This is a genomic window from Lysinibacillus parviboronicapiens (assembly GCF_003049605.2).
Lineage (GTDB): Bacteria > Bacillota > Bacilli > Bacillales_A > Planococcaceae > Lysinibacillus > Lysinibacillus parviboronicapiens.
Genome location: NZ_CP073713.1, coordinates 2,470,024 through 2,496,220, shown reverse-complemented (window position 1 = coordinate 2,496,220; position 26,197 = coordinate 2,470,024). Strand labels below are relative to the sequence as shown.

Below are 26,197 nucleotides of genomic sequence, written 5' to 3'. Positions count from 1 at the left end.
TCATTACTTAAGAGATAAATAGCCCTGCTTTTTTGTCTGCAATCCCTTTTTCTTTGTCATAGATTTCAACACCGCGAAGGAATGTTTTCACTACCTGTGCACCGATTTTACGACCCACATAAGGACTGATTTTGTGTCGGTATGCTAAGTCCTCGGCTTGTAATTCATAAGGTGCATCTTTCTTAATAAATACAAAGTCTGCATCTTTCCCTACTGTGATGCTACCTTTTGCTGCTAGATTAAATCGTCGCGCAGGGTTTGTAGCAATAATCGCTGCAAATTGTGCTAATGACATGTTACGTTTTTGTACACCTTCATCGAATAATACATCTATGTTATTTTGTACACCTGCAATCCCTCCCCAAGCTTCAAATGCATTATCCTTGTCTTTTAGGTCTGGTGTACATGGTGAATGGTCTGATGTGACGAATGAAATATCCCCGTGTAATACACGATTCCACATACCTTCCAAACGCGATTGTTCACGGATTGGCGGAGAACATTTTACAACCGGACCGATACCATCTAATTCTTCTTTATAGAAATATAGATAGTGTGTACATGTTTCGCATGTAATATCGACACCTTCTTGCTGCGCTTTTACAACTTCATCTACCCCCTCCTCACAAGCTACATGAACGATGTGCACACGACAGCCTGTTTCTTTAGCAAATAGGATTATTTTTCTAATTGGCTCCACTTCCGTAAATACAGGTCGTGAATCTACATAAGCACGTAATGATGTTTCCCCGTTTTTATAAGCTATTTCTCCTAATCTATCAGTAATTTCAGCATTTTCAGCATGAATAGATAATATTTTACCTGTCTTCGCTATTTGTTTCATACCTTCATATAGGGTATAGTCATCCACATTCATGAAGTCACCTTCTATAGAACGATCACCACATGTAGCCACAAAACATTTATATGCAACAACACCATTGCTATCTAATTCTTGAATACCGCCGTCTAAGTTAAATGGCACTAATCCGCCATAGCTTGCAACATCTACGGATAATTTCCCTTCTCCAGCTTTAAATTTTTCATTGATAGATTGACCATTAATTGTTGCAGGTACTTGGTTTAATGGCATTTCGATAATTGTTGTTACACCACCTTTTGCACAGGCTCGTGTACCTGTATCATAACCTTCCCATTCATCACGATAGCCTCCTCCTGGTTCTGTAATATGTACGTGTGCATCTACCATGCCTGGAGATACGATTAAGCCCTTTGCATCAATAATTTCTGCATCTTCACCTAAATCTTTACCGATTGCAGCAATTTTACCTTTCCTTATCCCTATTTCGACTTCTTGCTCACCATTTTCTAGAATGACCAATCCATTTTTTATAATTAAATCGAATTTCATGTGAATCATCTCCCTCTATTTTTTAAAAATATTTAATAATAAGAGTAAAATACCTGCTGTAAAGAATCCGATAAACCATGAAAAGTCCAAAATGACGTGGAACTTTGGTATAAAACCTATTAAGGAAATGGATACTCCAACGATTGTCGCAATATAAGCTTGTATATTGATTCTCACTTTTGGCCGTTCGTTGCTGTTCCTATCAAAGTATAATTCTTCGATATTGATCCTACACTTCGATATGAAGAAGAATTTTACAATCATGACACCTGCAACTGGACCAAGAATGGCACCAATTATATTTAAAAACATGAAGATACTATCACTATTCTCCATCATCTTCCACGGCATGGTGATAATACTTGCAATCGATGCAATCCATACACCCCGCCGATAATTTATATGCTTTGGAAACAACGCACTTAATTGGTAAGCCGCTGGAATAATATTACTTGTTGCATTTGTAGAGATTGTTGTCAATAGGAGTACACCTGTTGCAAAGAAGATCGTCCATATATTATCCCATTGGTTAATAATATTCAGTATATTCCACTCTTGTTGACCAAAATAAATAGACCCACCAATTAAAATTGTTACACTTGAAAATGCAAACAACATATGAGCAACAACAATACCAGAAACTTGTCCGATAATTTGTGTTCTCGTTGATTTCGCATTTTGTGTGAAGTCAGAAACACTTGCGCCAGGCGCAGCCCAAACACCAAGTAAGGAGTTAAACACTAAGATAAATGCTAAAATGGTTGGATATAAAATACTACCCTCCGTAGTCAGTTCATAGCTCATAATTTTACTGAGTCCACCACCAGCTTTAATGCCCCAGATAGCCATACCACCAAAAACAATATAAATCATCGGGTTTAAGATAGCAGTAAATCTATTTAATGTTTCACCGCCACCAATACCAATGGCAAAGTTAATTACCCAGAATAGCAAGAATGCAATTATTCCCGGAATAGTAATACCTAAAATTGTAGTACCATCCCCAATATCACTGAATCCCGGAAAAATTTTATTCATTAGAATCAATAAAGCTTGTGACCCGGCAAATGTTTGTAAACCGAACCAAGCAATGCCTGCTACAACACCACGTAATATCCCTGGTAGTTTGGCACCTATATCACCATATGTATGTCTCAAATGCATGGCAAATGGGATACCATATTTTGAGCCTGCGTAACCGTTTACAACAAGTAGCAAGGCAATTAACAATGAACTTATAACAAGTGATATCATCACTTGTAATGGTGATAATCCTAATAGTAAGAATCCACCAACAGCTGTATAATTAGGAATGTTATGCACTGCCCCCATCCACAGCGTAAAAAAGTTAAATGCAGATGAATTTCTTTGTTCAACCGACTTTGGCATGATATCCTTGTTGTAACCGCGCTTTTCAAAAAACGATGTATCTCGTTGAATACCTTGACCTTGTTCAAGCATAATGATTCTCCTTTATTATTAATAAAGGATTATACGTATAATAACCTTCAAAAATAGTATACTATCAGAGTGATAGGTTATCTTTGTAACATCATACATATTTAATTTTTATTTTAGCTTTTTCAAACAAAGATATAAGGAGTGAGTTCTTATGACAACATTAAAAGAAATAATGTCTGTACAACAATTTTCAGATTTAATATTGTTAAATGACGAAGGCGATTTAGAGAGAGAGGTAGAAATGGTCGATATTACAGAAACACCTGATATCAAAGATTTTACAGCACAACAGTCATTTATCGTAACCACTGGTATGAATTATCAACACGATCAATCTGGATTAATTGACCTCATTAGAGAATTAAATGATATACAAGTTGCTGGCATAGGTATCAAGTTATCTCGATTTTTAAAAAAATTAGATAATGAAGTCATAGAATTCGCAAATGAATTAAAATTCCCGATTATCGGAATTCCCGAAAGTTGGAATCTAGGATCAATTACTCATCATATATCATCATATATCTCGGATGAAGAAACTGAAAAATTGTATTTTGCATTAGATATCCAACAAGAATTAAATACAATGCTTATGAGAGGGTTAAGTCTGGAGATGATGATTGAACGTATGAGTAGACTCCTCAGAGTCCCTGTCATGCTAATAAATCCTTTTCATCAAATTAAATCGATGAGTCATCACTTCCACGAACACCCAGAACATGTTCAGAGAAATCTCAGTTACTTCAAAAGATGTTTAAATTCCAAGCAGATTTCACCTAATAATAGAGCATCTTTCCAAGAAGAACATATTATATTTGAGGTTCCTGCATTTAAATATTTTCCATATTATCTTATGATTTCAAATGTCAATACGCTCAGTTATCCATTTAGTTTACTCACAATAGAACAAGCCGTAAATACACTCAGTCTCGCAATTTATAAAAATAGTAAAATTAAGGAAGCAGAACAACAAGATGTGAGCAAATTTTTCGAATCACTCATGTCTGAACATCCTGATAACCTTATTTCGTTAAAGCAGCACCCTGAGTTTTTAAAAAAGCATCATATCCAACCCTCAAATTACTATCAAGTGATAATTTGTGCGATTGACAAAGAGCAGGATGTGGAAAATAATATCTATTTGAATGAGCGGTATCAAATGACTTTTGAATGGCTAACGCATAAGTTGATTGACATTGATCCCACTATCAGTATATATACGTCTTCAGGTAATCATCGATTTACGATACTTTTACAAACGAGACATCAATATTATTTAGACTACTGCAAATATCTCAATAAAGAGTATCAAAAAATTTTTAATAATTCATTATCCTTTGGGATTGGTAATGAAGTCTCTGAATTCTCACAGTTACCACTAACTTTTTTCGAAGCGAATGAAGCTTTTGATAATAAGTATGAAAATAGTGAAATTGGATTTATAGAGCTCTATAAATCCAAAAGTGTAGAAGAATTATTACAGCTCATTCCAGCTAATAAGTTAAAACCGTTTCTCACGTATACATTAGGTCCATTGGCCTATCCGAAAACGACGAAGGAAAAAGAACTTAAACATACTTTAAAAATTTATTTGGCGAACCATTGTGACCTCACAAAGACTTCGGAAGATATTTTTATTCATCGTAATACAGTAAAATATCGCATTAAAAAATGCGAAGAAATTTTAGGTCAGTCTGTTGAAGCTTCTGAAGCATCATTGGATATTAGATTGGCATTATATGCATCAGAAAAAATAACGTTTTAACTTTTCAGCAAATATTTTTTGTAACGTAAATGCAACGTCAGTTACATCAATCTCACCATCTCTATAGATGGTGAGATGAATGCTCGGACACAGTTATGCCGAGGCATAATTGATACCTATATCACACATAAAATCCCGCTAAAAAGCAGTTATATGAATGCTTTTTAGCGGGATACTTTGTTATACATGAAATGGAAAAATATTCTGTTGTCTTCCACAGTTAAAAATGCATGAAATGTGCCTAAATATATCACAAAGCAAACCATCAGTGGAAGATGAAGAACATCTCCACTGATGGAAGTCTCGCTTTATTCATTAGCTAGGGATTTAGGAGCTGCTTTATTTTCTCTTAACATAACTACAAGGAAAAATAAAATCGCTGCTACTGCAAGAAGTATTGCTGCAATATAGAATGCTAATACCTTCGAGCCAGTGATATCACCAATATAACCAGTAAGAGTTGGCGCAACAACTGATGAACTCATGCCAAAGAAGTTAAAGAAACCTAATGCTTTAGCAACTCGATTTGATGCTACTGAATCAGATACATACGTGATTAAAACTGGATCAATTGCAAGTTTGCCGAATAAGCCATATAAGATTAACGCTATATAAAGTACGGCAGGATTAGGTGAAAACACTGTTAACCCAATTGTTACCGCTGCCCCAATTAACAAGAGGAAAATTAAGCGCAGACGCATATGTGCATTTTTATCAATATATTTAGAGAATATCAAAGCACCAGGTACTGCTGCGATTGCAACTAGAGCAGCTACATATCCTACTGATCCTTGTTCAAATCCTTTTTCTGCGACAAGGAATGACGGTAACCATGTAACAATCATGTAATAACCATAACATGTTGCAAAATATACAAAATATACAACTAATTGTCTTGGTGAAAATAAATTTGCGCCTTGAGAATCTTCGTCTTGCGTTGTTTTCTTATCTTCAGATGCTTCTGTATCTGATTTTTTATCTTGTTTAATAATCAAAACAAATACAAATGTTACTGCTAATATTAAGATTGCTGCCATAATAAGCATGTAATTCCATTTGATATTAAGACTACCTACTAATACTGATGAGCCTATTAAACCAATTACCATACCTAATGCTGAACCACTGTTTATGATAGCATTAGAAAAACTTTTTTTATCTTTTGGCATATGTTTAGCCGATAAGGAGAAAGCTGCACCATAGTATGAACCAGTCGAAAGACCTGCCAATAAGGCGCCAACATACACTTGAGTGATAGTCGAGCTTGTTCCAATTATAAATGCTGCTACTGCAAAAATGATAAACGCTGGGATTAATACTCGTTTTTGACCGAATTTATCAACGAGTATCCCTGATGGAATTTGCATACCTGTATATGCAAAGAAATAAAAAGAAGCAACAAGTCCTACTTGTGTATCGCTAATATTCCCTAGCGATTCTTGAATTTGTGGATATATTGGCGTGAGTATTGTACGATAAATCCAAATAACTACCCAACCTAAAAACAGTGCAATAATTATTTTTTTGTAATAATTCGGGTCATTTTTAACTGTTTGTCCCATAGTATGACACTCCCATTTTTCGTTTTTTTTACTTATGTATTTGCTTAATTTAATTTTAGGTTATGGGTAACTAAATAACATTGTTCACTTTTAACAAAAATAGAAACAGCATTGCACATTTTAGACAAAAGCAAATACTTTAAATATTCTCTAAACCTACTAGTATTTTCGCTTACCGATCTCTGTGTAGTATTTTTGTGAGACCTCAAAGCAAGTGAGATTCAAAGATACAAAAAAATCAGCCCGACTACCCCTTAAGGTTATCGGACTGATTCAATCAATGGTTCAAATAGTGCTACACCTACAAACCCAGCATCAGCTAAATTTCATCCACTTTTTAAAGTGAAATAAAGTTTGAAGAAGTTTGAAAATCCTTAGTTAGGCAGAAAGATTCCTCCTTATAGATGTTTAATATGGTAACTTACATCTACAAGAAGAAATCTCTCTTGTTTTACTATGAAAACTAGTTAATCAACAGACGTGATAAATATCAATTATACCTGCATAAATACTTCCAGAATCGGCTTTGGCTTGTACAAAGCCGATTCTGTGACATCCGCCGAAGGCTTTAACTTCTTTCAGCGGATGTTTGCTGAAAGAAGTTAAACTTAATTATGTTTATGCGGAATAAAGCCGATTGGTGTCGGCCCCGCAATCCCTAACATAACGAAATCTTTATCAGAATTATTGGTCATTCCATGCTTTTCACCCGCACGTGCAACAACAACATCACCCGCTTTAATTTGAACCATTTCACCACATTCTGGATAAAAATCTGCTGTTCCTTCAATAACAATCCAAATATCATCAGCTTTCTCGTGTGAGTGAATTGGCAATGTTTGCCCTGGGCGCATACACCAAACAGCTCCTACAGTATTAGGTGTTTCATAGAAAATATGTTTTGTCGCTTCTTCTTCTCTAAACTCTCGAATATCTGGCCAATGGAAAATACGATTTTTTAAATCTTCTCTTGCTAATTGTTTTAATGTCATTGTATTTTCTCCTTGTTTCGAATTTCCAACTAAATGATACCTACATTGTTTAGTTATTCACATATTGTTAAATATGTGCGAGATTTGTTAGGAAAATCTCAAAATATCATCTTTTAATAATATTTTGTGGTCTATCCTCTAGGAATGCAATGGTGTTATCGAATGCAATTCTAGCGCGCAATTCCATTGCTTCATCAGTAAGGAAACCAATGTGTGGTGTTAAAATAGCATTTTTTGCGTGTAAAAGTTTGTAGTCTTCAGGAATCGGCGGTTCCATATCAAAGACATCGATACCAGCCCCTGCAATTCGCCCTTCATTTAATGCGTCCGCCAATGCGTCATTATCAACAATTGGACCTCGTGCACAGTTGATAAGAATGGCTGATTCTTTCATTAAATCTAATTTTTCTTTAGAAATTAATCCTTTTGTGCTTGGCAGTAATGGTATATGTAATGACACAATATCAGATTGTGTTAATAACTCATCTAATTCCATATACTCGATACCTAAATCTTCAGCTTCTGGATTTCTTCGGGATTGGTCTGAAGCAACTAATTTTGCGCCAAAAGCTTTAAACAAATGAGCAGTCATCATACCAATTTTACCTGTACCAATCAAACCAACTGTTTTACCTTTAATTTCACTACCTTGGAATGGTCCCGGGAAATTACTGTTACGAATTTCTCTATCACCTTGAGTGATGTGACGATACAAGTCTAACACTAAACCAATTGTTAATTCGGCAACTGCTTGATTCGCATATCCAGCTGCATTACATATCATAATATCTTGGTTTTTAGCATGAGTAATACCTACATGATCAACACCTGTAAAGGCAACATTGATTAATTTTAAATTGTCATTCTGATTAATCACATCTGTAGGGTAAGAGTTATTAGCAATCATAATAACATCTGCACCTTCACTACGGTTTGCTAATTCTACCGAATCAGTTGTTTTCTCATTGTAGTAAACAAATTCATGACCGGCCTGTTTAATTGGTTCCGCTAATTTTTCAATGATCGAATCTGAAACATTTAATGGTTCTAATAATTTAACTAACATTATATCAATTCCTTCCTACTATTTTCTAACACGTCTGTTGATTAACTAGTTACCATAGTTAAAAAATAACAAAAGAGAGATTCACACGATTTTCACACTTCTTCAAAACTACTCAGGAAGAGGTGGATAAATATCAGCTGTATTGTTTTGTATACTTTGCACAAAAATTTTATGTTTTCACTGTATGACACTCCTGTTTTTTCGTATTTATTTATGTTGTTTGCTTAATTTAATTGTAGGTTCTGAGCAATTAAATAACATTGTTCACTTTCGACAAAAAATGAAGCAACATTACCTATTTCAGACAAAAGCTAATACTTGAAATTATTTATAAAATTATGTTTCCTCTATACAGAGTACCGCCTACAATATACGAATTTTGTACGCTAAGCCCTAATTGACAGAAAAAACGCCGGTATCCTGTACGCTATGGATTACCGGCTTCGATTTTTGCTTGAATAAGTGGTAACAATGAGTTTAGGCTGGCATTTCGCTTTTGATAGAATGTGTAATCACTAAGAAAGTTGATATGTTCCCATCCTAACGGCGAAATGCGGTTTAACAAATTTTCCTGAAGCAATCCCTTTTGCTTCAGGAGTTTCATTGCTTCTGAAAGATAAACCGAAACCGTATTCTGGGGTGATACCAGCGTAGCTGTTACCAAGTGCCAACGTTTGCAAATGTTTTGTATGTCAGCAATTGAATGTTCGATTTTTCTTTCATTAATTACAGCCATAAAAAATAACTCAGAAGTCATTCAAACCTCTGAGTTATTGCTTTTTATTTAGTTAACGCCTTCATATCTGCAACGATTGTTTCCATTGGCACATCTGTCGTGCCGTCGTAATCCTTCACGACTTGACCATCTGCATTCACTAAATAAAATCTTGACATATGTACGACTTGGTCAGAATTTGGAGATTTTTTCACTAAAGAATTAAATGATTTTCTGGCAAATTGCTCAATATATTCTTGCTTATAACCAGTTAATAGCTGCCATTTACTTTTATCAGCTACTGAATAAGAATTTAAGTAATTTGTTAATGCTTCTGGCGTATCTACTTCAGGATCTACGCTAAAAGCTACTATATTATAATCCTTAATGTCCTTATCTTGAAGAGCTGTCTGAATCTCTGTCATATTAAATGTCATTGGCGGACAAACTGTCGTGCAATTTGTAAAGATAAACATCGCTAACCAAGGCTTGCCTTTTAAGTCATTCAAGCTAACTTCCTTATTGTTTTGATTTGTAAGCGAAAAATCCTCTACCTCTATATTTAGTGTTGGTTCAAATTTATAGCTGCCACAAGCTCCCAATAAGCTACTTATTACAAGTATCCCTATAAGCATGATACTTTTCTTCTTCATAAAGTTAGTCACTTCCCTCTAATTTGTCATCGCTGTTAATTGTATAAATTATAGAAACTAATTACAAGATAACGAACTTGAACTTAACGAATCTTTTATGTCTTTGGCTGATTTTTGTATGATTTTGGTAACATCTTAGGATTTATATTCCAGGGAATTAATAAGGCTTTTAAAAATTTTCAAAAAATTTTTTTGTTATTTTATTTATTTCCCAAACATCACAAAATTGTTATATAACAAGTTATTCTTTTCTTATTTTCCCTTTCTATAATTTGATAGCGAAATAACGAAATACTTAAAATTCTCTTTCGTGTTCAAATTTTCTCCTACATTCAAAATTATTATCACTAAGCTATTTTTGGAATACTATTTCAATAGTTAATCCCTTTCTCTTTTGTACGGATTATTTCTATTAAATCCTTATTATTTCTACGTTATTTCCACTCTTTGAATTTGACTAAAAATTAGAAAAACTTAAAATTTAGTATTGCATTATAGGAATCTTCCTCATAAAATAAGTGAATATAACGACGAAACAAAAAGAAATATGTCGTTTAAAACAGAAATATATAACTTTAGGGGGAATAATAATGGCTAATATTACTGAGAACAAAAACGTACAATCAGTTGACTATAATGCAATTGAAGCTATGGAATCGTTCAACAAATTCGTAAAAAAGAAAAATACCTTCCTTTTCTCTATCACTGCAGGGTTTTTATTTCTTTATATCTTACTGCCAATCCTTGCTTTCCAACCTGTACTACAACAACGAGTTGTTGGTAGTATTACGGGGGTTTGGGTTTACTCAGCAGGATTATTCATCATGACAATTGTTCTTTGTACAGTATATGTAAAAAAAGCATCTTCATTCGATAAAGCTGCAGCAGCAGTTTTAGCAGAATATCACGCGAAAGGTGGAAAATAAATGAATTTAGTATCAGTTGGTTTCTTCTTAGGCATCGTAGGCTTAACATTAGTAGTTACGTATATCGCTGCGAAGCGTACCTCTTCTGCCAGTGACTTCTATACAGCTGGTGGGGGTCTGAAGGGATGGCAAAATGGATTTGCCATTGCTGGTGATTATTTATCTGCTGCTGCTTTTCTAGGTGTTTCTGGTGCCATTGCGCTAACGGGTTTTGATGGTTTCTTCTTCTCTGTTGGTTATGTGGTAGCAAACTTAGTTCTACTATATGTAATTGCTGAACCTATGCGTAACTTAGGTCGCTATACTTTAGCGGATATGTTAACAGCTCGTTTCAATGAAAAACGAGTGCGTGGTGTTGCTGCGACAGGTACGATTATTATCGTTATTCTTTATATGATTGCACAATTAGTTGGTGCGGGTGCTTTAATCAAATTATTATTTGGTATTGAGTACTGGGTTGCGGTGTTAATTGTGGGTGTCATGATGACAACCTATGTATTATTTGGTGGTATGACTGCTACATCTTGGGTACAAATTATTAAAGCAGGACTTCTATTATTTGGTACAGGCTTATTAGCTACACTTGTACTGATGAAATTTGATTTCTCTCTAGTAAAGATGTTCGATACAATCTCTGCCGATCACGGTGATCAATTCCTTGTGCCAGGTTTAAAATACACAAGTTCAATTGACTCTGTTTCTATGATGATGGCCCTTGTATTAGGTACATCTGGTTTGCCACATATTTTAATGCGTTTCTTCACTGTAAAAGATGCAAAAACAGCGCGTGCGTCTATTTCTTGGACAACTTGGATTACAGCTATATTCTTCTCATTAACTATTTTCCTAGGCTTCGGCGCAATGCATTTTGTAGGTCTTGATAATATTATTGCTGAAAGTAAAGCTGGTAACACAGCTGCACCACTTCTTGCTGAATTCCTTGGTGGTGACGTATTAATGTCATTCATCTGTGCGGTAGCATTTGCAACGATTTTAGCGGTAGTATCTGGTTTAGTTTTAACAGGTGCATCTGCTATTTCACATGATATTTATGGTGAAATCATGAAAGACGGTAAATTAACAGAGAAACAACAAGTTTTAGCAGCTCGTACTGGCTCTATTTCTATTGCCATTGTTTCTATTATTCTTGCGTTATTCGCACAAAGCTTAAATGTATCATTTTTAGTATCTTTTGCATTCTGTATTGGTGCATCTGCCAACCTTCCAGTTATTTTGTACACAATTTATTGGAAAAAATTCAACTCTACAGGCGCCGTGACGGCAATGGTAACGGGATTAGTATCATGCTTAATATTAGGAGCAATGGGTCCAAACGTATGGAGCCCTATAGAAGGCGCTGCAATCTTTGTTGGTAACCCACTTGTGCCACTAGCGGTTCCAGCCATTATTACCATTCCTCTTGGCTTTATTGCAGGTTATTTAGGCTCTGTTCTTTCTACTAATAAAGTATCGCAAGAAGAAGCAGAACGTATCTACAAAGAAATTCGCGTAAAAGCAAATACAGGTGTTTCAGTTTCGGATATTTCTCATTAATTTGTTGCCCTTCAATCAGCTATTTTTGAGTGGGATTTTCACCTAAAAAACTCGACTTCGGTCGGGTTTTTTTCTGTTTATTATTATAAAAAATTAAGTATTTTACTTATCGAACAATACTATTTCTTTTCCAAATATCAGAAAAAACCCATTTTTCACTAGTTGAATAGTGTTTATTTTCTCTAAAAAAAACGGTTTTTTTCTCGGTTTTGAAGCGCTGATTTTTGTCAAGAAGCTAGTAATATCTAAGTTTTGTCTATTTATCTGAATATTCCAAAACCCTTTATTTTCTAGGCTTTGTCGAGTTTTTTCTGTTTAAAGTCTATTTTTTCAGAAATTTTTTTTGCATAATTTTTCTGAAATGTATTGCAATTTTGTGAACTGTCTCATAAAATGAAGATGTGAATTCACTAAAGTAGCAAAATCAAGCGTTGAAGCAGTAAAAATAAACACAAAATGGGGAATGTTTATGGCGAACAATCAAGCAAGCAAAAGCGTCGTTATCGACTATGATGCGATTGCAAATCAAGAATCGTTTAGAGCACTTGTAAGAAAAAAGAATGCATTTCTTTGGTCAATGACTGTATTCTTCTTAGCGGCTTACATGTTGCTGCCAATTCTTACTTCGTACACAACAATTTTACACCAGAAGGCATTTGGGGAAATTACTTGGGTGTGGGTTTACGCAGCAGGATTATTCATTATGACTTGGAGCTTATGTCACTTATATGTTGCGAAAGCAAATAGTTATGACAGGGAAGCAAAAGCAATTATCGCTGAATATGAAAACGGAGGTGGCCGCCTATGAGCTTTACAGCAATATTTTTCTTCGTAGCAATTGTTGGTCTTACATTAGTAATTACATGGTGGGCATCTAAACGTACTTCATCTGCAAGTGATTTCTACACTGCAGGCGGTGGTTTAACAGGCTGGCAAAATGGACTAGCTATCGCTGGTGACTACTTATCAGCAGCTTCATTCCTTGGCATAGCTGGTGCTGTTGCATTATTTGGATTTGATGGATTCTTCTTCTCTATCGGTTATTTAGTAGCTTACTTAGTGGTACTTTATATTGTCGCTGAGCCATTACGTAACCTTGGTAAATTTACTTTAGCTGACATGATCACTGCACGTTTCGACAACGCAAAGGTTCGTGGTACAGCAGCATTAAGTACAATTACAATTGTTTTATTCTACATGATTGCACAGCTAGTTGGTGCAGGCGCACTTATTCAATTACTTCTAGGAATCGACTATTGGATTGCCGTTTTAATCGTAGGTATAATGATGACTACTTACGTTTTATTCGGCGGTATGACTGCCACTTCTTGGGTACAAATTATTAAAGCGTGTCTTCTAATGTTAGGTACAGTTATTATTTCATTCTTAGTATTAAAAGAGTTTGGTTTCAGTATTTCGACAATGTTTACTGAAATGACAACTGCAACTGAAAGTGGTGCAGCATACTTAAATCCGGGTCTAAAATATACAAACGGAATTGACACAATCTCAATGTTAATTGCCTTAGTATTAGGTACTGCGGGTCTTCCACATATCTTAATGCGTTTCTTCACTGTAAAAGATGCAAAAACAGCTCGTTCATCAGTAATTTGGGCTACTTGGATTGTAGGTCTGTTCTACGTTTTAACAATCTTCTTAGGCTTCGGTGCAGCTGCATTCGTAGGTAAAGAAGAAATTATCGCAGCAAACGCTGCAGGTAACATGGCTGCTCCACTTCTTGCAGAAGCACTTGGTGGCGACATCCTATTCTCATTCGTTTGTGCGGTAGCATTTGCTACAATTTTAGCGGTAGTAGCGGGTCTGGTACTGTCAGGTGCCTCTGCCCTATCACATGATATCTATGGTCAAATTATTAAAAAAGGGAAAATTACAGAGAAAGAGCAAGTACTTGCGGCTCGTATTGGTTCAATCACTATCTCTGTTATTTCTATCTTACTTGCACTTGGAGCACAAACATTAAACGTTGCATTCTTAGTATCACTAGCATTCTGTATTGCGGGTTCTGCAAACTTACCGGTTATTATTTACACAATTTACTGGAAGAAATTCAACACTGCTGGTGCTGTTACGGCAATGTTGACAGGTTTAATTTCAGCTTTAATCCTAGTAGCAGTATCTCCTAACGTATGGAATCCGGTGGAAGGTAAAGCGATTTTTGTTGGTGAACCGTTAATTATGTTAACAAATCCAGCATTAATCTCTGTACCTCTTGGGTTCTTAGGTGGATTAATTGGAACATTACTTTCTAAAGAATCTGACGATGCGAAATACCGTGAAGTTGATGTGAAAGCGAATACAGGTATTTCTGTACAAGACGTATCACACTAATAGTATGACAATAACCTCGTAGGCTTTTAGCTTACGAGGTTTTACTTTTTCTCCCCTATTGGGTACTATTATGGTAAAGACAGTTGGAGGTAGTTACTAATGACACAATCTGGCGCTAAAAAGAAACGAATGCATATTAAACGTACGAAAGGTAAGGATGTCGAGAAAAATCGTCAGTCTGCCACGTTCAGTACACATGAACGTGTAACAAAAACGAAACGGGAATCCATCGACCGTAATTTTACAAAGTATAAAAAGCAACAGCATGTAGACGAGTAGTCGCTCTATACGCTGTTGCTTTTTTGTGTTTTTTATAGATTATAAAAGGCTGTCGTATTTTGAGTAAGCCTATAAGCCACTTCTTGAACGGATAAACCCTTTAATGTCGCAATGACCTCTATCGATTTGTGCATCATTTGCGGGGATGTCCGTTTATTTGTAAAAGGACCTTCGAATGGCAATGGTCCATCTGTTTCCACCATTATGAGCTCAAGTGGGTACTTTTTAACCAATTGTTGAATTTCCGTTTCATACGTACAATCTGGTGTAATGGAAATAACATAACCGTTATGTATCATACGTTGAATGACCTCGTCATTGCCTTTAAACCAGTGGAAATGTGCATGGGTTACGCCATGCTTCTCAAGGAGATCACAAACAATTGAGGCATCTTCATAAACGGCATGTAATACAATTGGCTTTTTAAGTTCTTTCGCTAGTACGATAAATCGTTCTAATAACGAAATATAAGGTGTATAATCGACGTCATTTTTTTGCTTTAAGTAATAAGGAAGTCCTACTTCACCGACAGCTATCATCTCTTCTGCATGAAGACGAATCCAAGTGAAAAGCGCCTCTTCTTCTTCAGCACTCAGTAAAGCTTGTTCTGGATGAAAGCCATAAGCAGCTTTAACATTAGGATAGGCACGCGACAAGCTTAATGTTTTTTGACAAGAGGCTAAGTCTGTACTAACAGCCATTACATGCTTAACCTGTGCCAGTAAGAACCCAATTTCATGTTCCTCATACTGATCTAAATGAATATGCGCATCAATCAACATAAGCATCGTCCTTTTCTTCTTTTAAATAGTTAAATAACTGTTGTTTTAACGCATAAAATTTTGCACTATGTCGAATTCCCTCTGAACGAGGTCTCTCAAACGGCACGATCATTTCCTCCTTGATAGTAGCAGGACGCTTTGTTAACACGAGTATACGATCTGCTAAAAAAAGAGCTTCTTCGATATTATGTGTGACAAACAAAATCGATTTTCGGTGTTGTTCCCAAATAGATAACAGCCATGCTTGCATTTCTAGTCTTGTAAACTCATCAAGCGCTGAGAACGGTTCATCTAAGCATAAAATAGGTTTATCACTAACGATTGCTCGAATAAATGATACACGCTGCTGCATGCCTCCAGATAGTGCATTGGGATAAGCATTTTCAAACTGTGCGAGTCCTACCTTTTCTAGCCATGCCCGTGCTTGTTCGATATGTGGTTGCTGCTGTAGTTCCTCTACAATCGTGACATTCTCTAAAATCGTTCGCCAAGGGAGTAAACAGGGCTGTTGAGGCATATAGCCGATGGTTCCTCTTTTTAGCTGTATATCTTCTTCGTCTAACAAAATTGCCCCCCCATCTAAGGCGGAAATACCTCCAATTAATTGAAAGAGGGTACTTTTTCCACTACCAGACGGGCCGATAATCGCAACAAATTCACCTTCCTTTACTTCAAAAGATAAGTTGTTAATGACTTGCAGTGAGCCAAATGATTTATGAATGCCTTGAATGTTCAGCATGTAGTCCCCTCCCTTTCACAACGAGCTTTTCGAGCACACGAATGCCACTAAATAACAATAAGCTTAATAAAACGATGGCAAAAATGGCCACGAATACACGGTCCGTACGAAAAGAAGATTGTGCAAGTGTCATATAGACACCGATGCCCTTTTTAGCACCAAGCCACTCTGCAATAACAGCGCCCATAACACTATACGTAGCCGCAATCTTTATGCCTGAGAAAATAGCTGGATAGGCATAGGGCCATTCAAGTTTCCAGAATGTTTGTGCCTTGGTTGCACCAATCATCTCAAAATAGTGTTTTAGCTCAGGTGAGGTTTGGCGAAATCCGTCCATAGCCGCAATCACAATTGGGAAAAAGCAAACCAGACAAATAATAATGAGTTTCGGCAACAAACCAAAGCCAAACCAGATAATTAATAGTGGCGCCAGTACAAGCACTGGTACATTTTGTGACACAATCAGGATGGGATAAAATAATTCCCGAATCATAGCCGAACGATGTAACAATACAGCAACACTTAACCCAAAGATTATCCCAATGGCAAGACCTAAGAGTGCCAACTGTACACTAGCAAAGACATGTGGTAAAAATGCTTTATAGGATTGAACTGCTTCTATTATAATGGCGCTCGGTGCAGGTAACAGCCACTGTGGAATTTGTGCAAATTGAACAATTAGTTCCCATATGAATAAGAGGAAGACGATAAAAATAATCGTCCTCCCTTGTTTTATTGCCTGAATCATGGACGATATTTCTCCGTCAACGTCCCCATCGTAATACCTGTTGGCTGATATAAAATTTTCACCTGTGTAATAACGTTTATTGCCCCAAGCTCAATCATCTTGCTATTCATTTCTTCTAGGATTTGAAGCAAAGTAGAGAGTTCACCTTCCATTGTCGTTTCCAATGGATGTACCTCATATTTTACTCCTGAAGCATCGATAACAGCGATCGCCGCGTCAACAAAAGGAATAACGTCCTCATATTTTTCAGTTTTCGGTATGATTTGTACACTGATTAATGAATTTGCCATTTACTTTGCCTCCTTAGTTGGTAAAAAATCGTTTGTAAATGCCTTTGCTGGGTTGAATTCACCTTCTAAAACATTATTACTTGTCATCCAATCAGCATAGTTTCTCCATACGGCTAATTTTTGTTCACCCCATTGTGCGGCATCATCTTGATACTTGTCTGCTAGCCATTCCTGACTTTTATGTACAAGCTCTTTATCTAAATCTGGTGCCGCTTCTAGTAGAATATCAGCTGCTTCTTTCGGTTGATTGATGGCATATTCATAGCCCTTTGCTGCGGCCGCAACAAATGCCTTTACCGTATCCGGGTTCTCCGCAATCATTTTTTCGTTTGTTGCAAGTACTGGTGTATAATAATCAAGCTGTTCACTATAGTCTGTTAAGTACAGCATGTTGAGCTTTTCACCACGCAGTTCCGCTTCTATCCCTGTCCAAGCATAGTATATCCAAGCAACATCAATGTCTTTCTGCATCATGGTAAAGAAATCTAAATCACCGGCATTGACCATATCTAATTTATTGACATCTGCATTCTCTGTTTGCATTAATGATTGCAATACCGCCTGTTCAAGAGGAGCCCCCCAACCGCCATACGTTTTTCCTTCAAAATCTTTTGGTGATGTAATACCATGCGCAGCAAGTGACGCAAAACCTGACGTATTATGTTGAATAACGGCTGCAATCGATACTAATGGTACATCCTGCACGCGTGCTTGTGTAATCGACTCTTGGTAGCTTACGCCAAACTCAGCCTTGCCAGATGCAACAAGCTGATCGGCTCCTGCATCGCCAGGTAATAGAATATCTACGTCTAAGCCCTGTTTTTCAAAGTAACCAAGCTTTTTAGCCACATAAAGTCCTGTGTGATTTGTATTAGGTGACCAGTCAAGTACGACTGATACTTTTTTTAATGAATTCGATTCTTGTTTGTCCTCTTGAGCGTTACAGCCGACTAATGTTAATAGTGCTGCAACAAGGATCAATAACCATTTCTTCATGCTGAATCCTCCCAGTAAGTAGTGTGAAAGTGTTCATGTTTGAATGCTGTCATCACCATTTGAAAAACGTACTCGTCCCTTTTATGTAAAAGGCGCTGACAATTTCGAAATGAAAGTAAGATGTGTATCTGCATTTTCAAGCGTGTTAATGCGACTCGTGCATGTTGCAGGATAACTCCAAGACATAAAAAAACGCCCAGGAGTCATCCCAGACGTTTGAAATCGGTATCAAAAAATAATAGTACTATATTTTTGAGTAGATGTTCCCTACGCTGGTACGAGCCAAATCAGGTTCAAAGGGTCAGCGTCTGAACGGACACAATCTCAGCTGGCAACTACCAGCCCCCCTACATTCTTAACATATGAACTTTTCGAGGACTATTATACCCATATCTCTAAGCAAATGACAAGGCTCTAATTACATAGAGATTTTATTGTTAATTAATAAATCAAAAAAAGCCCAGTTCTCGAAAAAGAACATGGGCTTGATTGTTTAGCTATTTTTCATTTTTTGCCTTTAAAACATGGGCAATTGCACCGTCAGTAGCTATATCAACTTTAAAGGAGCCATTCGAATGACGATCTGAGCGTGTTAGCCCTTTCACATCAATCACTTCTTGCACACCCTTTTCAGTTTCCACTACAATTTGCTCTTCATCCGTAGCTCGAGTAACAGAGACGATACGGTGAGGATTTGCTTTTAACTCGGTTAATACTTTTAGCCCTCGTTTTGCACGGCTGGCTATATCTACCTCAGCGACATTCATTTTCTTCACTGCCCCACGCTGTGTCACAATCACAACATATTCCGTGTCACTTGGCTTTAATATCGTTACACCTACTAAAGCTTCGCCCTCTTTCAGCGTTATGCCTTTCACCCCTCCTGTTTTCACCCCCGTTACAGGCAATTCTTCAATTGGGAAGCGAATCGCATAGGCCGTATCTGTGATTAATAATAATTCTGCCTCGTCTGTCACAAGATCCGCAAAAATCATTTCATCGCCGGATTTGACATTCATCGTTTTAATAGGCTTAGAATAACGAGTTACCGCATAATCACTTAGCGGTGAGCGCTTAATTTGTCCATCTTTGGTCGCCGTTAAAATATAGGTATTTGGCTGTTCAAATGTTTCGAAGCCATATACCGCAATAATGGATTCATCCTCATTGGTTGGCACTATACTTGAAATATGCTGGCCAAGGTCCTTCCATCGAATATCCGGTAATTCATGCACGGGTTGATAAATATAATTGCCTCGATTTGTGAAAAGTAACACATGGTGCTGCGTATTTAAATTTTCCTCATACAATAAATAATCGGAATCCTTCATGGCGAAATCTTGACCATTGGAGGCAGCATGAGAACGTGTAGATGTACGCTTAATATAGCCATCCTTCGTTACTGTTACAACTACTTCTTCACTTGGGACAAGTACATCTAATGTTATTTTAATTTCTTCAATTTCACGTTCGATTTTTGAACGACGTGGTTCAGTAAAGCGCTTTTTAATATCGAGTAACTCTTGTTTTATGACACGCACTAGTTTTGCTTCACTGTTAAGAATACCTTCAAGCTTTGCAATTAGTGCATTTAGTTCATCTTGTTCATGGCGAAGTTCTGTGATATCTGTATTCGTTAAACGATATAATTGTAAACTTACTATCGCCTCAGATTGTACTTCTGTAAAGTCAAACTTCACTTGTAAATTCGTTTTAGCGTCACGCTTATCATTGGATGATCGAATGGTCGCAATCACTTCATCTAAAATGGATAGCGCTTTAATAAGCCCTTCCACAATGTGAGAACGCTCTTTTGCTTTTTGTAAATCATAAATAGAGCGATTTGTGACAACTTCTTTTTGATGCGCTATGTATGCATCAAGCAGCAAGGGCAATGTCATCATCGTCGGACGTCGATTATGAATGGCAATCATATTAAAATTATAAGCTACTTGCAAATCCGTTGTTTTAAATAAGTAATGTAAAATACCTTGTCCTGGTATATCTTTTTTTAATTCGATGACAACGCGTAAGCCTGTACGATCAGATTCGTCACGGATTTCTGCAATGCCTTCAAGTCGTTTATCGACACGTTGTTCATCAATTTTTTTCACAAGATTCGCTTTATTGACATCATAGGGCAATTCGGTGATAACGATTTGCTCCTTGCCCCCTTTTAGTGGTTCAATGACAGCCTGAGCACGTACGATAATTTTACCACGCCCGGTTTCATACGCTTTTTTAATACCATCTACACCTTGTATGATGCCCCCAGTTGGGAAATCTGGCCCCTTGATGACTGTCATGAGTTCATCGACTGTTGATTTCGGGTTATCTAAACGCATTAAAACGCCATCTAAGACCTCGTTAAGCGCGTGCGGTGGAATATCAGTAGCATAACCAGCAGAAATCCCTGTCGAGCCATTAACAAGCAAATTTGGAAAGCGTGCAGGTAACACAGTAGGCTCCATATCCTGGTCATCGAAGTTTGGCACAAATTCTACAGTTTTTTTGCCAATATCCCGTAGCATCTCGGCCGCAATGGCAGAAAGTCTTGCTTCTGTATAACGCATCGCTGCAGGTGGATCTCCATCGACCGAACCGTTATTACCGTGCATTTCAATCAACATATGACGCGCTTTCCAATCCTGACTCATTCGAACCATTGCTTCATAGACGGAGCTATCACCATGTGGGTGGTAGTTACCGATAACGTTACCGACTGTTTTAGCCGACTTACGGAATGGTTTCTCATGTGTATTCCCTTCTGTATACATGGCGAACAGAATACGTCTTTGTACAGGTTTTAGACCGTCACGTGCATCAGGCAACGCGCGGTCTTGAATAATATATTTACTATAGCGACCAAAGCGGTCACCCATTACTTCTTCTAATGGTAAATCTTGAAACTTTTCCGTACTACTCATGCTTGGTCCTCCTCTTGTTGGATGAATTCATTGTCTAATATATTCGAATCATCCTCCATACCGAAGTTTACATTTGCTTCGATCCATTTACGACGTGGTTCTACCTTGTCGCCCATTAATGTTGTCACACGTCGCTCAGCCCGTGCTCCATCTTCGATCGTCACACGAATTAATGTACGTGTTTCTGGGTTCATTGTTGTATCCCACAGTTGGTCGGCATTCATCTCTCCAAGTCCTTTGTACCGTTGAAGAATATAGCCTTTCCCTACTTTTTTGATGGCATTTTGCAAGTCATTTTCAGTCCATGCATATGCAATCACCTCTTTTTTACCTGTACCCTTGGATACTTTATAAAGAGGTGGCAGTGCGATGAAAACTTTCCCTGCTTCGATTAGTGGTCGCATATAACGATAGAAGAACGTTAATAGCAATACTTGAATATGCGCACCATCTGTATCGGCATCGGTCATAATTACCACTTTATCGTAGGCTGAATCCTCAACGGAGAAATCTGTGCCAACACCAGCGCCAATCGCATGAATGATTGTTGAAATTTCTTCATTTTTCATAATGTCTTGGAGCTTGGCCTTTTCCGTGTTAATGACTTTACCTCGTAATGGTAAAATCGCTTGGAACGTACGATCTCGACCTTGTTTAGCCGAACCGCCAGCTGAATCACCTTCGACTAGATACAATTCGTTTTTAGCAGCATTTCGAGACTGAGCTGGCGTTAGCTTACCTGACAGAATGGTACTAGCTTTTTTATTTTTCTTGCCGTTACGCGCATCTTCTCGTGCTTTACGCGCCGCTTCACGCACTTGCTGAGCACGAATGGCTTTACGGACCAGAGAAGCAGAGAGCTCTGCATTTTCTTCAAGAACATATAAAATCTGCTCAGAAACTACAGAATCAACGGCTGAACGAGCTTCACTTGTACCAAGCTTGCCTTTTGTTTGCCCTTCAAATTGCAGTAAATGTTCAGGAATACGAACGGAGACAATCGCCGCTAATCCTTCACGAATATCGGTTCCTTCAAGGTTTTTATCCTTATCTTTAAGTAAGCCTATTTTTCGTGCATATTCGTTAAAAACGCGTGTCAATGCAGCTTTAGCACCGGTTTCATGTGTTCCGCCATCACGTGTACGGACGTTGTTCACGAACGACAAGATCGTTTCTGAATAGCCGTCATTGTATTGGAAGGCAAACTCTACTTCAATATCATCTTGGATACCTTCTACATACTTCACGGGATGGAGTACATCTTTTTCCTCATTCAAATACGCAACGAAAGCTTCAATGCCGTTCTCATAGTAGAAAACATCACTTTTACCTTCCTCGCGTTCATCGATTAATTCAATTTTTAAGCCTTTTAATAAAAACGCAGACTCACGTAAACGTTCTGCAAGTGTATCATAGTTGAATTTTGTGACTGAGAAAATTGTGTCATCTGGTAGGAAATGTACGTTTGTGCCTGTTTGTTTTGTTTGACCAATTTCTACAAGCGTTGTCACGGGATGGCCACCGTTTTCAAAACGTTGTTGATATTTTTTGCCATCTCGATGAATCGTTACTTCTAAAAAAGTTGACAAGGCATTTACAACAGATGAACCTACACCATGTAAACCACCACTCGTTTTATAGCCGCCTTGTCCAAACTTACCACCTGCATGAAGCACGGTGAAAATTATTTCTGGAGTAGGTTTCCCCATTTTATGCATACCTGTTGGCATTCCACGTCCAAAATCTCGAACACTTAAGCTTTGATCTTTGTGAATTGTGACAATGATATGAGAACCAAAGCCAGCGAGTGCTTCATCCACCGCATTATCCACGATTTCATAAACTAGGTGATGAAGTCCTCGGCCGTCTGTAGAACCGATATACATGCCGGGTCGTTTTCGTACCGCTTCTAATCCTTCTAATACTTGAATGGCGTCATCATTATAGACGCTAGGTGACTGTTTATTCGCCAAAAGATTCCCCTCCAAAAAACAAACGCATGTTCTGATTACGTTCTCTTCCTAATAATAATAGCATTTCCTGTCAATAGCTAGTAACAGGCACAAATAAATTTATTTTTTATATTTAAGCCTCGCTTGGAAATTAAAGATAGACTTCTATTCTACCAAAGGAATGTGTGATTGACAAAATTGCCATTTTACCTATATTTTAAAAAGAACAAAAGTTAATTTATATAGATTGTGACAAAATAACTTATCTTATTATACCTCAAGCCGATGATATACAACTTACGATCATCAAGAAATATTTTCCTTTTGTTATTGAATTCAAGGCTCGTGATGAAATCTCCTTCATGACATTGTAGAATAGTGAGAAAAAGTGTAAAATACTTATTACATACTATTAGTACCAAGTGATATATTAAGGATGAAAGGAGTCCACCTATGCTAAATGGACTTATTATTTTATGTGCCTATCTAATCGGCTCTATACCTTCGGGGTTATGGATTGGTAAAATTTTTTATAAAACAGATATCCGCGAGCATGGTAGCGGTAACTTAGGGGCTACAAATACCTTCCGCATTTTAGGAAAAAAAGCTGGTTTAGTCGTAACGATAATGGATGTTTTAAAAGGAACAGCAGCTGTATTATTAGTGACACTACCTGTGTTTTCTGAAGTATCAATTCACTCATTGATTCTTGGTATTGTAGCAGTTTTAGGGCATATGTTCCCTGTCTTTGCCAGTTTCCGTGGAGGAAAAGCGGTTGCAACCTCTGCAGGCGTATTGCTTGGGTATACTTGGCCATTATTTATCTTACTATTTATCACGTTCTTTTTAGCGTTAAAGTTAACGAAGATTGTGAGCCTAACTTCAATGATTGCCGCTTTAGTAGCACTTATTTATGCAATCGTCTATTATTTTGTTATGGGAGATGTTGCGTTAAGTATTTTAGTAGCGTTTTTATTTAGCTTTATTGTTTATCGTCACCGTGCAAATATTTCTCGTATTAAAAATGGTACTGAACCAAAGGTGAAATGGCTGTAACGAAGAAAGGGGTACAACATGAATATCACATTAACAGACAATGCGCTGCAATGGTTTAAACGTGAGATGGAAGTTGAAACCGGCGATACAATTCGTTTTTACGCAAGATATGGAGGATCAAGTCCATTCCATGAAGGCTTTTCCCTCGGTATGACACGTGAGGAACCAATAGAGATAGGTGTACAATCGGTAATAGAGGGTATCACCTACTACATCGAAGACAAAGATTTATGGTTCTTTAATGATCACAACTTACAGGTAGATATCGATCCAGCAATGGATGAGTTAAAGTACGCATATATAAAATAAAAAAGTGTTTCCTTTCAAAAATTGAAGGGAAACACTTTTTTCTATCTTATTGATGCTTTAATTTCCAAAGTTGTTTATCTGTTAATAAATTTGCACATCCTCTTACTAGTCAATGTTTAATGATGGAGGAGGAATAAAAATGCCTAATTTTGAGAATAACGACACCTCCCGACCAAATACAACAAAGCTGCCACTATTTACTTCTCTTTCGGATAATATTCAAGCCATAATGACAACACTTGGCAATAGCGATGACATTATTGTCCGCGAAATTACTATAGGCAAAACAGCGAAACAGTCTATCGCACTTATCTTTATAGATGGCCTATCCGATACTCTTGCTATTACTGACTTTATCATGGAAACGCTTATGCTGGAATTAGAAGATATACCTGAAGTTCAATTAGGAAAAGCCAACGAATACTTAAAGAAAAATTGTTTAACCATTTGCGATGTTAGAGATATTTCAAACTATTCAACATTGTACAGTTCCATCCTTAATGGTGAAACAATTATATTATTTGATGGGTTAGTCACAGGTCTCTCAGCAAGTACAAAAGGCGCAAAAGATCGAGCGGTTGCAGAACCTTCTACCGAATCTGTTATTAGAGGACCTAGAGAATCCTTTACTGAAACACTGCGTACGAATACAGCTTTAATTCGTCGTAAGATTAAAAGCCCGAATCTTTGGATTAAAACAAAGATTATTGGAGAAGTGACACAAACCGATGTTTCTATTATGTACATCAATGGCATTGCAAATGACAAAATTGTTGATGAGGTGCTCGCCCGCTTAGATAAAATCGATATTGATGGCATATTAGAGAGCGGTTATATCGAGGATTTTATCCAGGATTCTAAATTTTCTATGTTCCCTTTGATCTATAACTCAGAACGTCCTGATGTAATTGCCGGTGAGTTACTAGAAGGAAAAGTGGCAATTTTAGTGGATGGCACACCTTTTGTCCTCATTGTGCCCGCGTTATTTACATCGTTTTTACAATCAGCTGAAGATTATTACCAGCATTGGACGATTAGTTCACTTATACGCATGTTAAGATTTTTTGGTATTAGTCTAGCTCTAGTAGCACCTTCCCTTTATGTGGCGATTACTACCTTTCATCAAGAAATGTTACCTACGCCCATGTTGATTAGTATTGCTTCACAGCGAGAGGGTGTTCCCTTTCCTGCAGTCGTCGAGGCACTCATCATGGAAATCGCCTTTGAAGTTTTAAGAGAAGCGGGTCTTCGAATGCCTCGAACCATTGGACCAGCAGTATCCATTGTAGGCACACTCGTTATAGGACAGGCTGCTGTTGAAGCCGGAGTTGTTTCTGCCGTAATGGTTATTATTGTGGCATTAACAGCTATTTGTAGTTTTTTGTTCCCTGCTTATGGCTTGTCTAACACTGTTCGTGTCTTACGCTTCCCACTAATGATTTTTGCAGCAATGTTTGGGTTATTTGGGGTAATGTTTGGCATTATGATCATTATCCTTCACCTATGTAGTTTACGCTCATTCGGCGTTCCATATCTGAGTCCTTTTGCGCCATTAATTCTTAAAGACCAAAAAGATGCAATGGTATTGTTTCCGCGTAGTTCTTTATTATCTCGACCTCGTTTAGTAAGTAAAAATAATACTACTCGCGGACATAAATATAGTGCTTACAAAAAGAGAAATACCGATTAACCTGCAAATGAGGA

23 protein-coding genes and 1 riboswitch are annotated in these 26,197 nt (G+C 37.2%); of the genes, 9 read left to right on the top strand and 14 right to left on the bottom strand.

Annotated features, from left to right (window positions below):
- Window positions 1-7: 7 nt before the first annotated feature.
- Together allB and allW are read right to left on the bottom strand one after the other, a co-directional pair.
- Window positions 8-1,372: an allantoinase AllB gene (gene allB / locus C9J31_RS11905; protein WP_107950499.1), complete on the bottom strand. Its 1,365-nt coding sequence runs from the start codon at window positions 1,370-1,372 to the stop codon at window positions 8-10.
- A gap of 15 nt (window positions 1,373-1,387) precedes the next feature.
- Window positions 1,388-2,833: an allantoin permease gene (gene allW, locus C9J31_RS11900; protein WP_107950500.1), complete on the bottom strand. Its 1,446-nt coding sequence runs from the start codon at window positions 2,831-2,833 to the stop codon at window positions 1,388-1,390.
- 151 nt (window positions 2,834-2,984) lie between these two features.
- On the opposite strand from allW, the gene C9J31_RS11895 reads away from it, so the two are divergent.
- Window positions 2,985-4,598 (top strand): PucR family transcriptional regulator, encoded by a 1,614-nt coding sequence (locus C9J31_RS11895; protein ID WP_107950501.1) that lies wholly within the window; start codon window positions 2,985-2,987, stop codon window positions 4,596-4,598.
- Window positions 4,599-4,906: 308 nt separating this feature from the next.
- On the opposite strand, the gene C9J31_RS11890 is transcribed toward C9J31_RS11895, so the two are convergent.
- The 5 genes from C9J31_RS11890 to C9J31_RS11870 all read right to left on the bottom strand — a co-directional run bounded on the left by C9J31_RS11890 (window position 4,907) and on the right by C9J31_RS11870 (window position 9,586).
- Entirely contained in the window at window positions 4,907-6,160 is a 1,254-nt protein-coding gene (locus C9J31_RS11890; protein ID WP_107950502.1) for an MFS transporter, read from the bottom strand.
- Between the two features lie 608 nt (window positions 6,161-6,768).
- A complete protein-coding gene (locus tag C9J31_RS11885) occupies window positions 6,769-7,152 on the bottom strand; it encodes a cupin domain-containing protein (RefSeq protein WP_107926210.1) in 384 nt (127 codons plus the stop codon).
- Between the two features lie 106 nt (window positions 7,153-7,258).
- Window positions 7,259-8,218, bottom strand: a complete 960-nt coding sequence (locus C9J31_RS11880; protein ID WP_107950503.1) for a 2-hydroxyacid dehydrogenase — start codon at window positions 8,216-8,218, stop codon at window positions 7,259-7,261.
- Window positions 8,219-8,645: 427 nt separating this feature from the next.
- Window positions 8,646-8,954 carry a Tn3 family transposase gene (locus C9J31_RS11875; RefSeq protein WP_054768418.1) on the bottom strand — a complete coding sequence of 103 codons (309 nt, stop codon included), beginning with the start codon at window positions 8,952-8,954 and terminating at the stop codon, window positions 8,646-8,648.
- A 44-nt stretch (window positions 8,955-8,998) separates the two neighbouring features.
- Window positions 8,999-9,586, bottom strand: a complete 588-nt coding sequence (locus C9J31_RS11870; protein ID WP_107950504.1) for an SCO family protein — start codon at window positions 9,584-9,586, stop codon at window positions 8,999-9,001.
- A 590-nt stretch (window positions 9,587-10,176) separates the two neighbouring features.
- On the opposite strand from C9J31_RS11870, the gene C9J31_RS11865 reads away from it, so the two are divergent.
- The 5 genes from C9J31_RS11865 to C9J31_RS11845 all read left to right on the top strand — a co-directional run bounded on the left by C9J31_RS11865 (window position 10,177) and on the right by C9J31_RS11845 (window position 14,694).
- Window positions 10,177-10,512, top strand: coding sequence for a DUF485 domain-containing protein (locus C9J31_RS11865; RefSeq protein WP_107926889.1), 336 nt, complete (start codon window positions 10,177-10,179; stop codon window positions 10,510-10,512).
- Window positions 10,513-12,066 (top strand): solute symporter family protein, encoded by a 1,554-nt coding sequence (locus C9J31_RS11860; protein ID WP_107950505.1) that lies wholly within the window; start codon window positions 10,513-10,515, stop codon window positions 12,064-12,066. It begins immediately after the preceding gene.
- A gap of 469 nt (window positions 12,067-12,535) precedes the next feature.
- On the top strand, window positions 12,536-12,874 hold the full coding sequence (locus C9J31_RS11855) for a DUF485 domain-containing protein (RefSeq protein WP_107926885.1): 339 nt from the start codon (window positions 12,536-12,538) through the stop codon (window positions 12,872-12,874).
- Window positions 12,871-14,415 carry a solute symporter family protein gene (locus C9J31_RS11850; RefSeq protein WP_107926883.1) on the top strand — a complete coding sequence of 515 codons (1,545 nt, stop codon included), beginning with the start codon at window positions 12,871-12,873 and terminating at the stop codon, window positions 14,413-14,415. The genes C9J31_RS11855 and C9J31_RS11850 overlap by 4 nt, the downstream gene beginning before the upstream one ends.
- 99 nt (window positions 14,416-14,514) lie before the next feature.
- Window positions 14,515-14,694 carry a hypothetical protein gene (locus C9J31_RS11845; RefSeq protein ID WP_054768419.1) on the top strand — a complete coding sequence of 60 codons (180 nt, stop codon included), beginning with the start codon at window positions 14,515-14,517 and terminating at the stop codon, window positions 14,692-14,694.
- A 32-nt stretch (window positions 14,695-14,726) separates the two neighbouring features.
- Here C9J31_RS11845 and C9J31_RS11840 read toward each other — a convergent pair whose 3' ends face one another.
- The 7 genes from C9J31_RS11840 to parE form a co-directional block, all read right to left on the bottom strand.
- Window positions 14,727-15,476, bottom strand: a complete 750-nt coding sequence (locus C9J31_RS11840; protein WP_107950506.1) for a TatD family hydrolase — start codon at window positions 15,474-15,476, stop codon at window positions 14,727-14,729.
- Entirely contained in the window at window positions 15,466-16,215 is a 750-nt protein-coding gene (locus C9J31_RS11835; RefSeq protein WP_107950507.1) for an ABC transporter ATP-binding protein, read from the bottom strand. The genes C9J31_RS11840 and C9J31_RS11835 overlap by 11 nt, the downstream gene beginning before the upstream one ends.
- Window positions 16,190-16,963, bottom strand: a complete 774-nt coding sequence (locus tag C9J31_RS11830) for an ABC transporter permease (RefSeq protein ID WP_107950508.1) — start codon at window positions 16,961-16,963, stop codon at window positions 16,190-16,192. Before C9J31_RS11830 ends, C9J31_RS11835 begins: the two co-directional genes overlap by 26 nt.
- Window positions 16,960-17,253, bottom strand: a complete 294-nt coding sequence (locus C9J31_RS11825) for a thiamine-binding protein (RefSeq protein ID WP_054768421.1) — start codon at window positions 17,251-17,253, stop codon at window positions 16,960-16,962. The genes C9J31_RS11830 and C9J31_RS11825 overlap by 4 nt, the downstream gene beginning before the upstream one ends.
- Window positions 17,254-18,249, bottom strand: a complete 996-nt coding sequence (locus C9J31_RS11820) for an ABC transporter substrate-binding protein (RefSeq protein WP_107950509.1) — start codon at window positions 18,247-18,249, stop codon at window positions 17,254-17,256. It abuts the gene before it with no gap.
- 247 nt (window positions 18,250-18,496) lie between these two features.
- A riboswitch (TPP riboswitch) is annotated at window positions 18,497-18,608 on the bottom strand.
- 138 nt (window positions 18,609-18,746) lie between these two features.
- Entirely contained in the window at window positions 18,747-21,176 is a 2,430-nt protein-coding gene (gene parC / locus C9J31_RS11815; protein WP_107950510.1) for a DNA topoisomerase IV subunit A, read from the bottom strand.
- Window positions 21,173-23,149: a DNA topoisomerase IV subunit B gene (parE, locus tag C9J31_RS11810; RefSeq protein WP_107926870.1), complete on the bottom strand. Its 1,977-nt coding sequence runs from the start codon at window positions 23,147-23,149 to the stop codon at window positions 21,173-21,175. The genes parC and parE overlap by 4 nt, the downstream gene beginning before the upstream one ends.
- Window positions 23,150-23,581: 432 nt before the next feature.
- Here parE and plsY point away from each other — a divergent pair, with 432 nt between their 5' ends.
- The 3 genes from plsY (at window position 23,582) to C9J31_RS11795 (ending at window position 26,183) form a co-directional block, all read left to right on the top strand.
- Window positions 23,582-24,184 carry a glycerol-3-phosphate 1-O-acyltransferase PlsY gene (gene plsY, locus C9J31_RS11805; protein WP_107950511.1) on the top strand — a complete coding sequence of 201 codons (603 nt, stop codon included), beginning with the start codon at window positions 23,582-23,584 and terminating at the stop codon, window positions 24,182-24,184.
- Between the two features lie 18 nt (window positions 24,185-24,202).
- Window positions 24,203-24,493, top strand: a complete 291-nt coding sequence (locus tag C9J31_RS11800; RefSeq protein WP_107950512.1) for a HesB/YadR/YfhF family protein — start codon at window positions 24,203-24,205, stop codon at window positions 24,491-24,493.
- A gap of 139 nt (window positions 24,494-24,632) precedes the next feature.
- Window positions 24,633-26,183, top strand: a complete 1,551-nt coding sequence (locus tag C9J31_RS11795) for a spore germination protein (RefSeq protein ID WP_054768423.1) — start codon at window positions 24,633-24,635, stop codon at window positions 26,181-26,183.
- The last annotated feature ends 14 nt before the right edge of the window (window positions 26,184-26,197 follow it).

Bases quoted from the DNA above. Each gene is read 5' to 3' on its own strand.
- allW (WP_107950500.1), bottom strand. From the start codon at position 2,833: ATGCTTGAACAAGGTCAAGGTATTCAACGAGATACATCGTTTTTTGAA.
- C9J31_RS11795 (WP_054768423.1), top strand. From the start codon at position 24,633: ATGCCTAATTTTGAGAATAACGACACCTCCCGACCAAATACAACAAAG.
- C9J31_RS11875 (WP_054768418.1), bottom strand. From the start codon at position 8,954: ATGGCTGTAATTAATGAAAGAAAAATCGAACATTCAATTGCTGACATA.
- C9J31_RS11840 (WP_107950506.1), bottom strand. From the start codon at position 15,476: ATGTTGATTGATGCGCATATTCATTTAGATCAGTATGAGGAACATGAA.
- C9J31_RS11835 (WP_107950507.1), bottom strand. From the start codon at position 16,215: ATGCTGAACATTCAAGGCATTCATAAATCATTTGGCTCACTGCAAGTC.
- C9J31_RS11800 (WP_107950512.1), top strand. From the start codon at position 24,203: ATGAATATCACATTAACAGACAATGCGCTGCAATGGTTTAAACGTGAG.
- C9J31_RS11820 (WP_107950509.1), bottom strand. From the start codon at position 18,249: ATGAAGAAATGGTTATTGATCCTTGTTGCAGCACTATTAACATTAGTC.
- C9J31_RS11830 (WP_107950508.1), bottom strand. From the start codon at position 16,963: ATGATTCAGGCAATAAAACAAGGGAGGACGATTATTTTTATCGTCTTC.
- allB (WP_107950499.1), bottom strand. From the start codon at position 1,372: ATGAAATTCGATTTAATTATAAAAAATGGATTGGTCATTCTAGAAAAT.
- C9J31_RS11865 (WP_107926889.1), top strand. From the start codon at position 10,177: ATGGCTAATATTACTGAGAACAAAAACGTACAATCAGTTGACTATAAT.
- parC (WP_107950510.1), bottom strand. From the start codon at position 21,176: ATGAGTAGTACGGAAAAGTTTCAAGATTTACCATTAGAAGAAGTAATG.
- C9J31_RS11850 (WP_107926883.1), top strand. From the start codon at position 12,871: ATGAGCTTTACAGCAATATTTTTCTTCGTAGCAATTGTTGGTCTTACA.
- C9J31_RS11890 (WP_107950502.1), bottom strand. From the start codon at position 6,160: ATGGGACAAACAGTTAAAAATGACCCGAATTATTACAAAAAAATAATT.
- C9J31_RS11855 (WP_107926885.1), top strand. From the start codon at position 12,536: ATGGCGAACAATCAAGCAAGCAAAAGCGTCGTTATCGACTATGATGCG.
- C9J31_RS11880 (WP_107950503.1), bottom strand. From the start codon at position 8,218: ATGTTAGTTAAATTATTAGAACCATTAAATGTTTCAGATTCGATCATT.
- C9J31_RS11845 (WP_054768419.1), top strand. From the start codon at position 14,515: ATGACACAATCTGGCGCTAAAAAGAAACGAATGCATATTAAACGTACG.
- C9J31_RS11895 (WP_107950501.1), top strand. From the start codon at position 2,985: ATGACAACATTAAAAGAAATAATGTCTGTACAACAATTTTCAGATTTA.
- C9J31_RS11870 (WP_107950504.1), bottom strand. From the start codon at position 9,586: ATGAAGAAGAAAAGTATCATGCTTATAGGGATACTTGTAATAAGTAGC.
- C9J31_RS11860 (WP_107950505.1), top strand. From the start codon at position 10,513: ATGAATTTAGTATCAGTTGGTTTCTTCTTAGGCATCGTAGGCTTAACA.
- C9J31_RS11825 (WP_054768421.1), bottom strand. From the start codon at position 17,253: ATGGCAAATTCATTAATCAGTGTACAAATCATACCGAAAACTGAAAAA.
- plsY (WP_107950511.1), top strand. From the start codon at position 23,582: ATGCTAAATGGACTTATTATTTTATGTGCCTATCTAATCGGCTCTATA.
- C9J31_RS11885 (WP_107926210.1), bottom strand. From the start codon at position 7,152: ATGACATTAAAACAATTAGCAAGAGAAGATTTAAAAAATCGTATTTTC.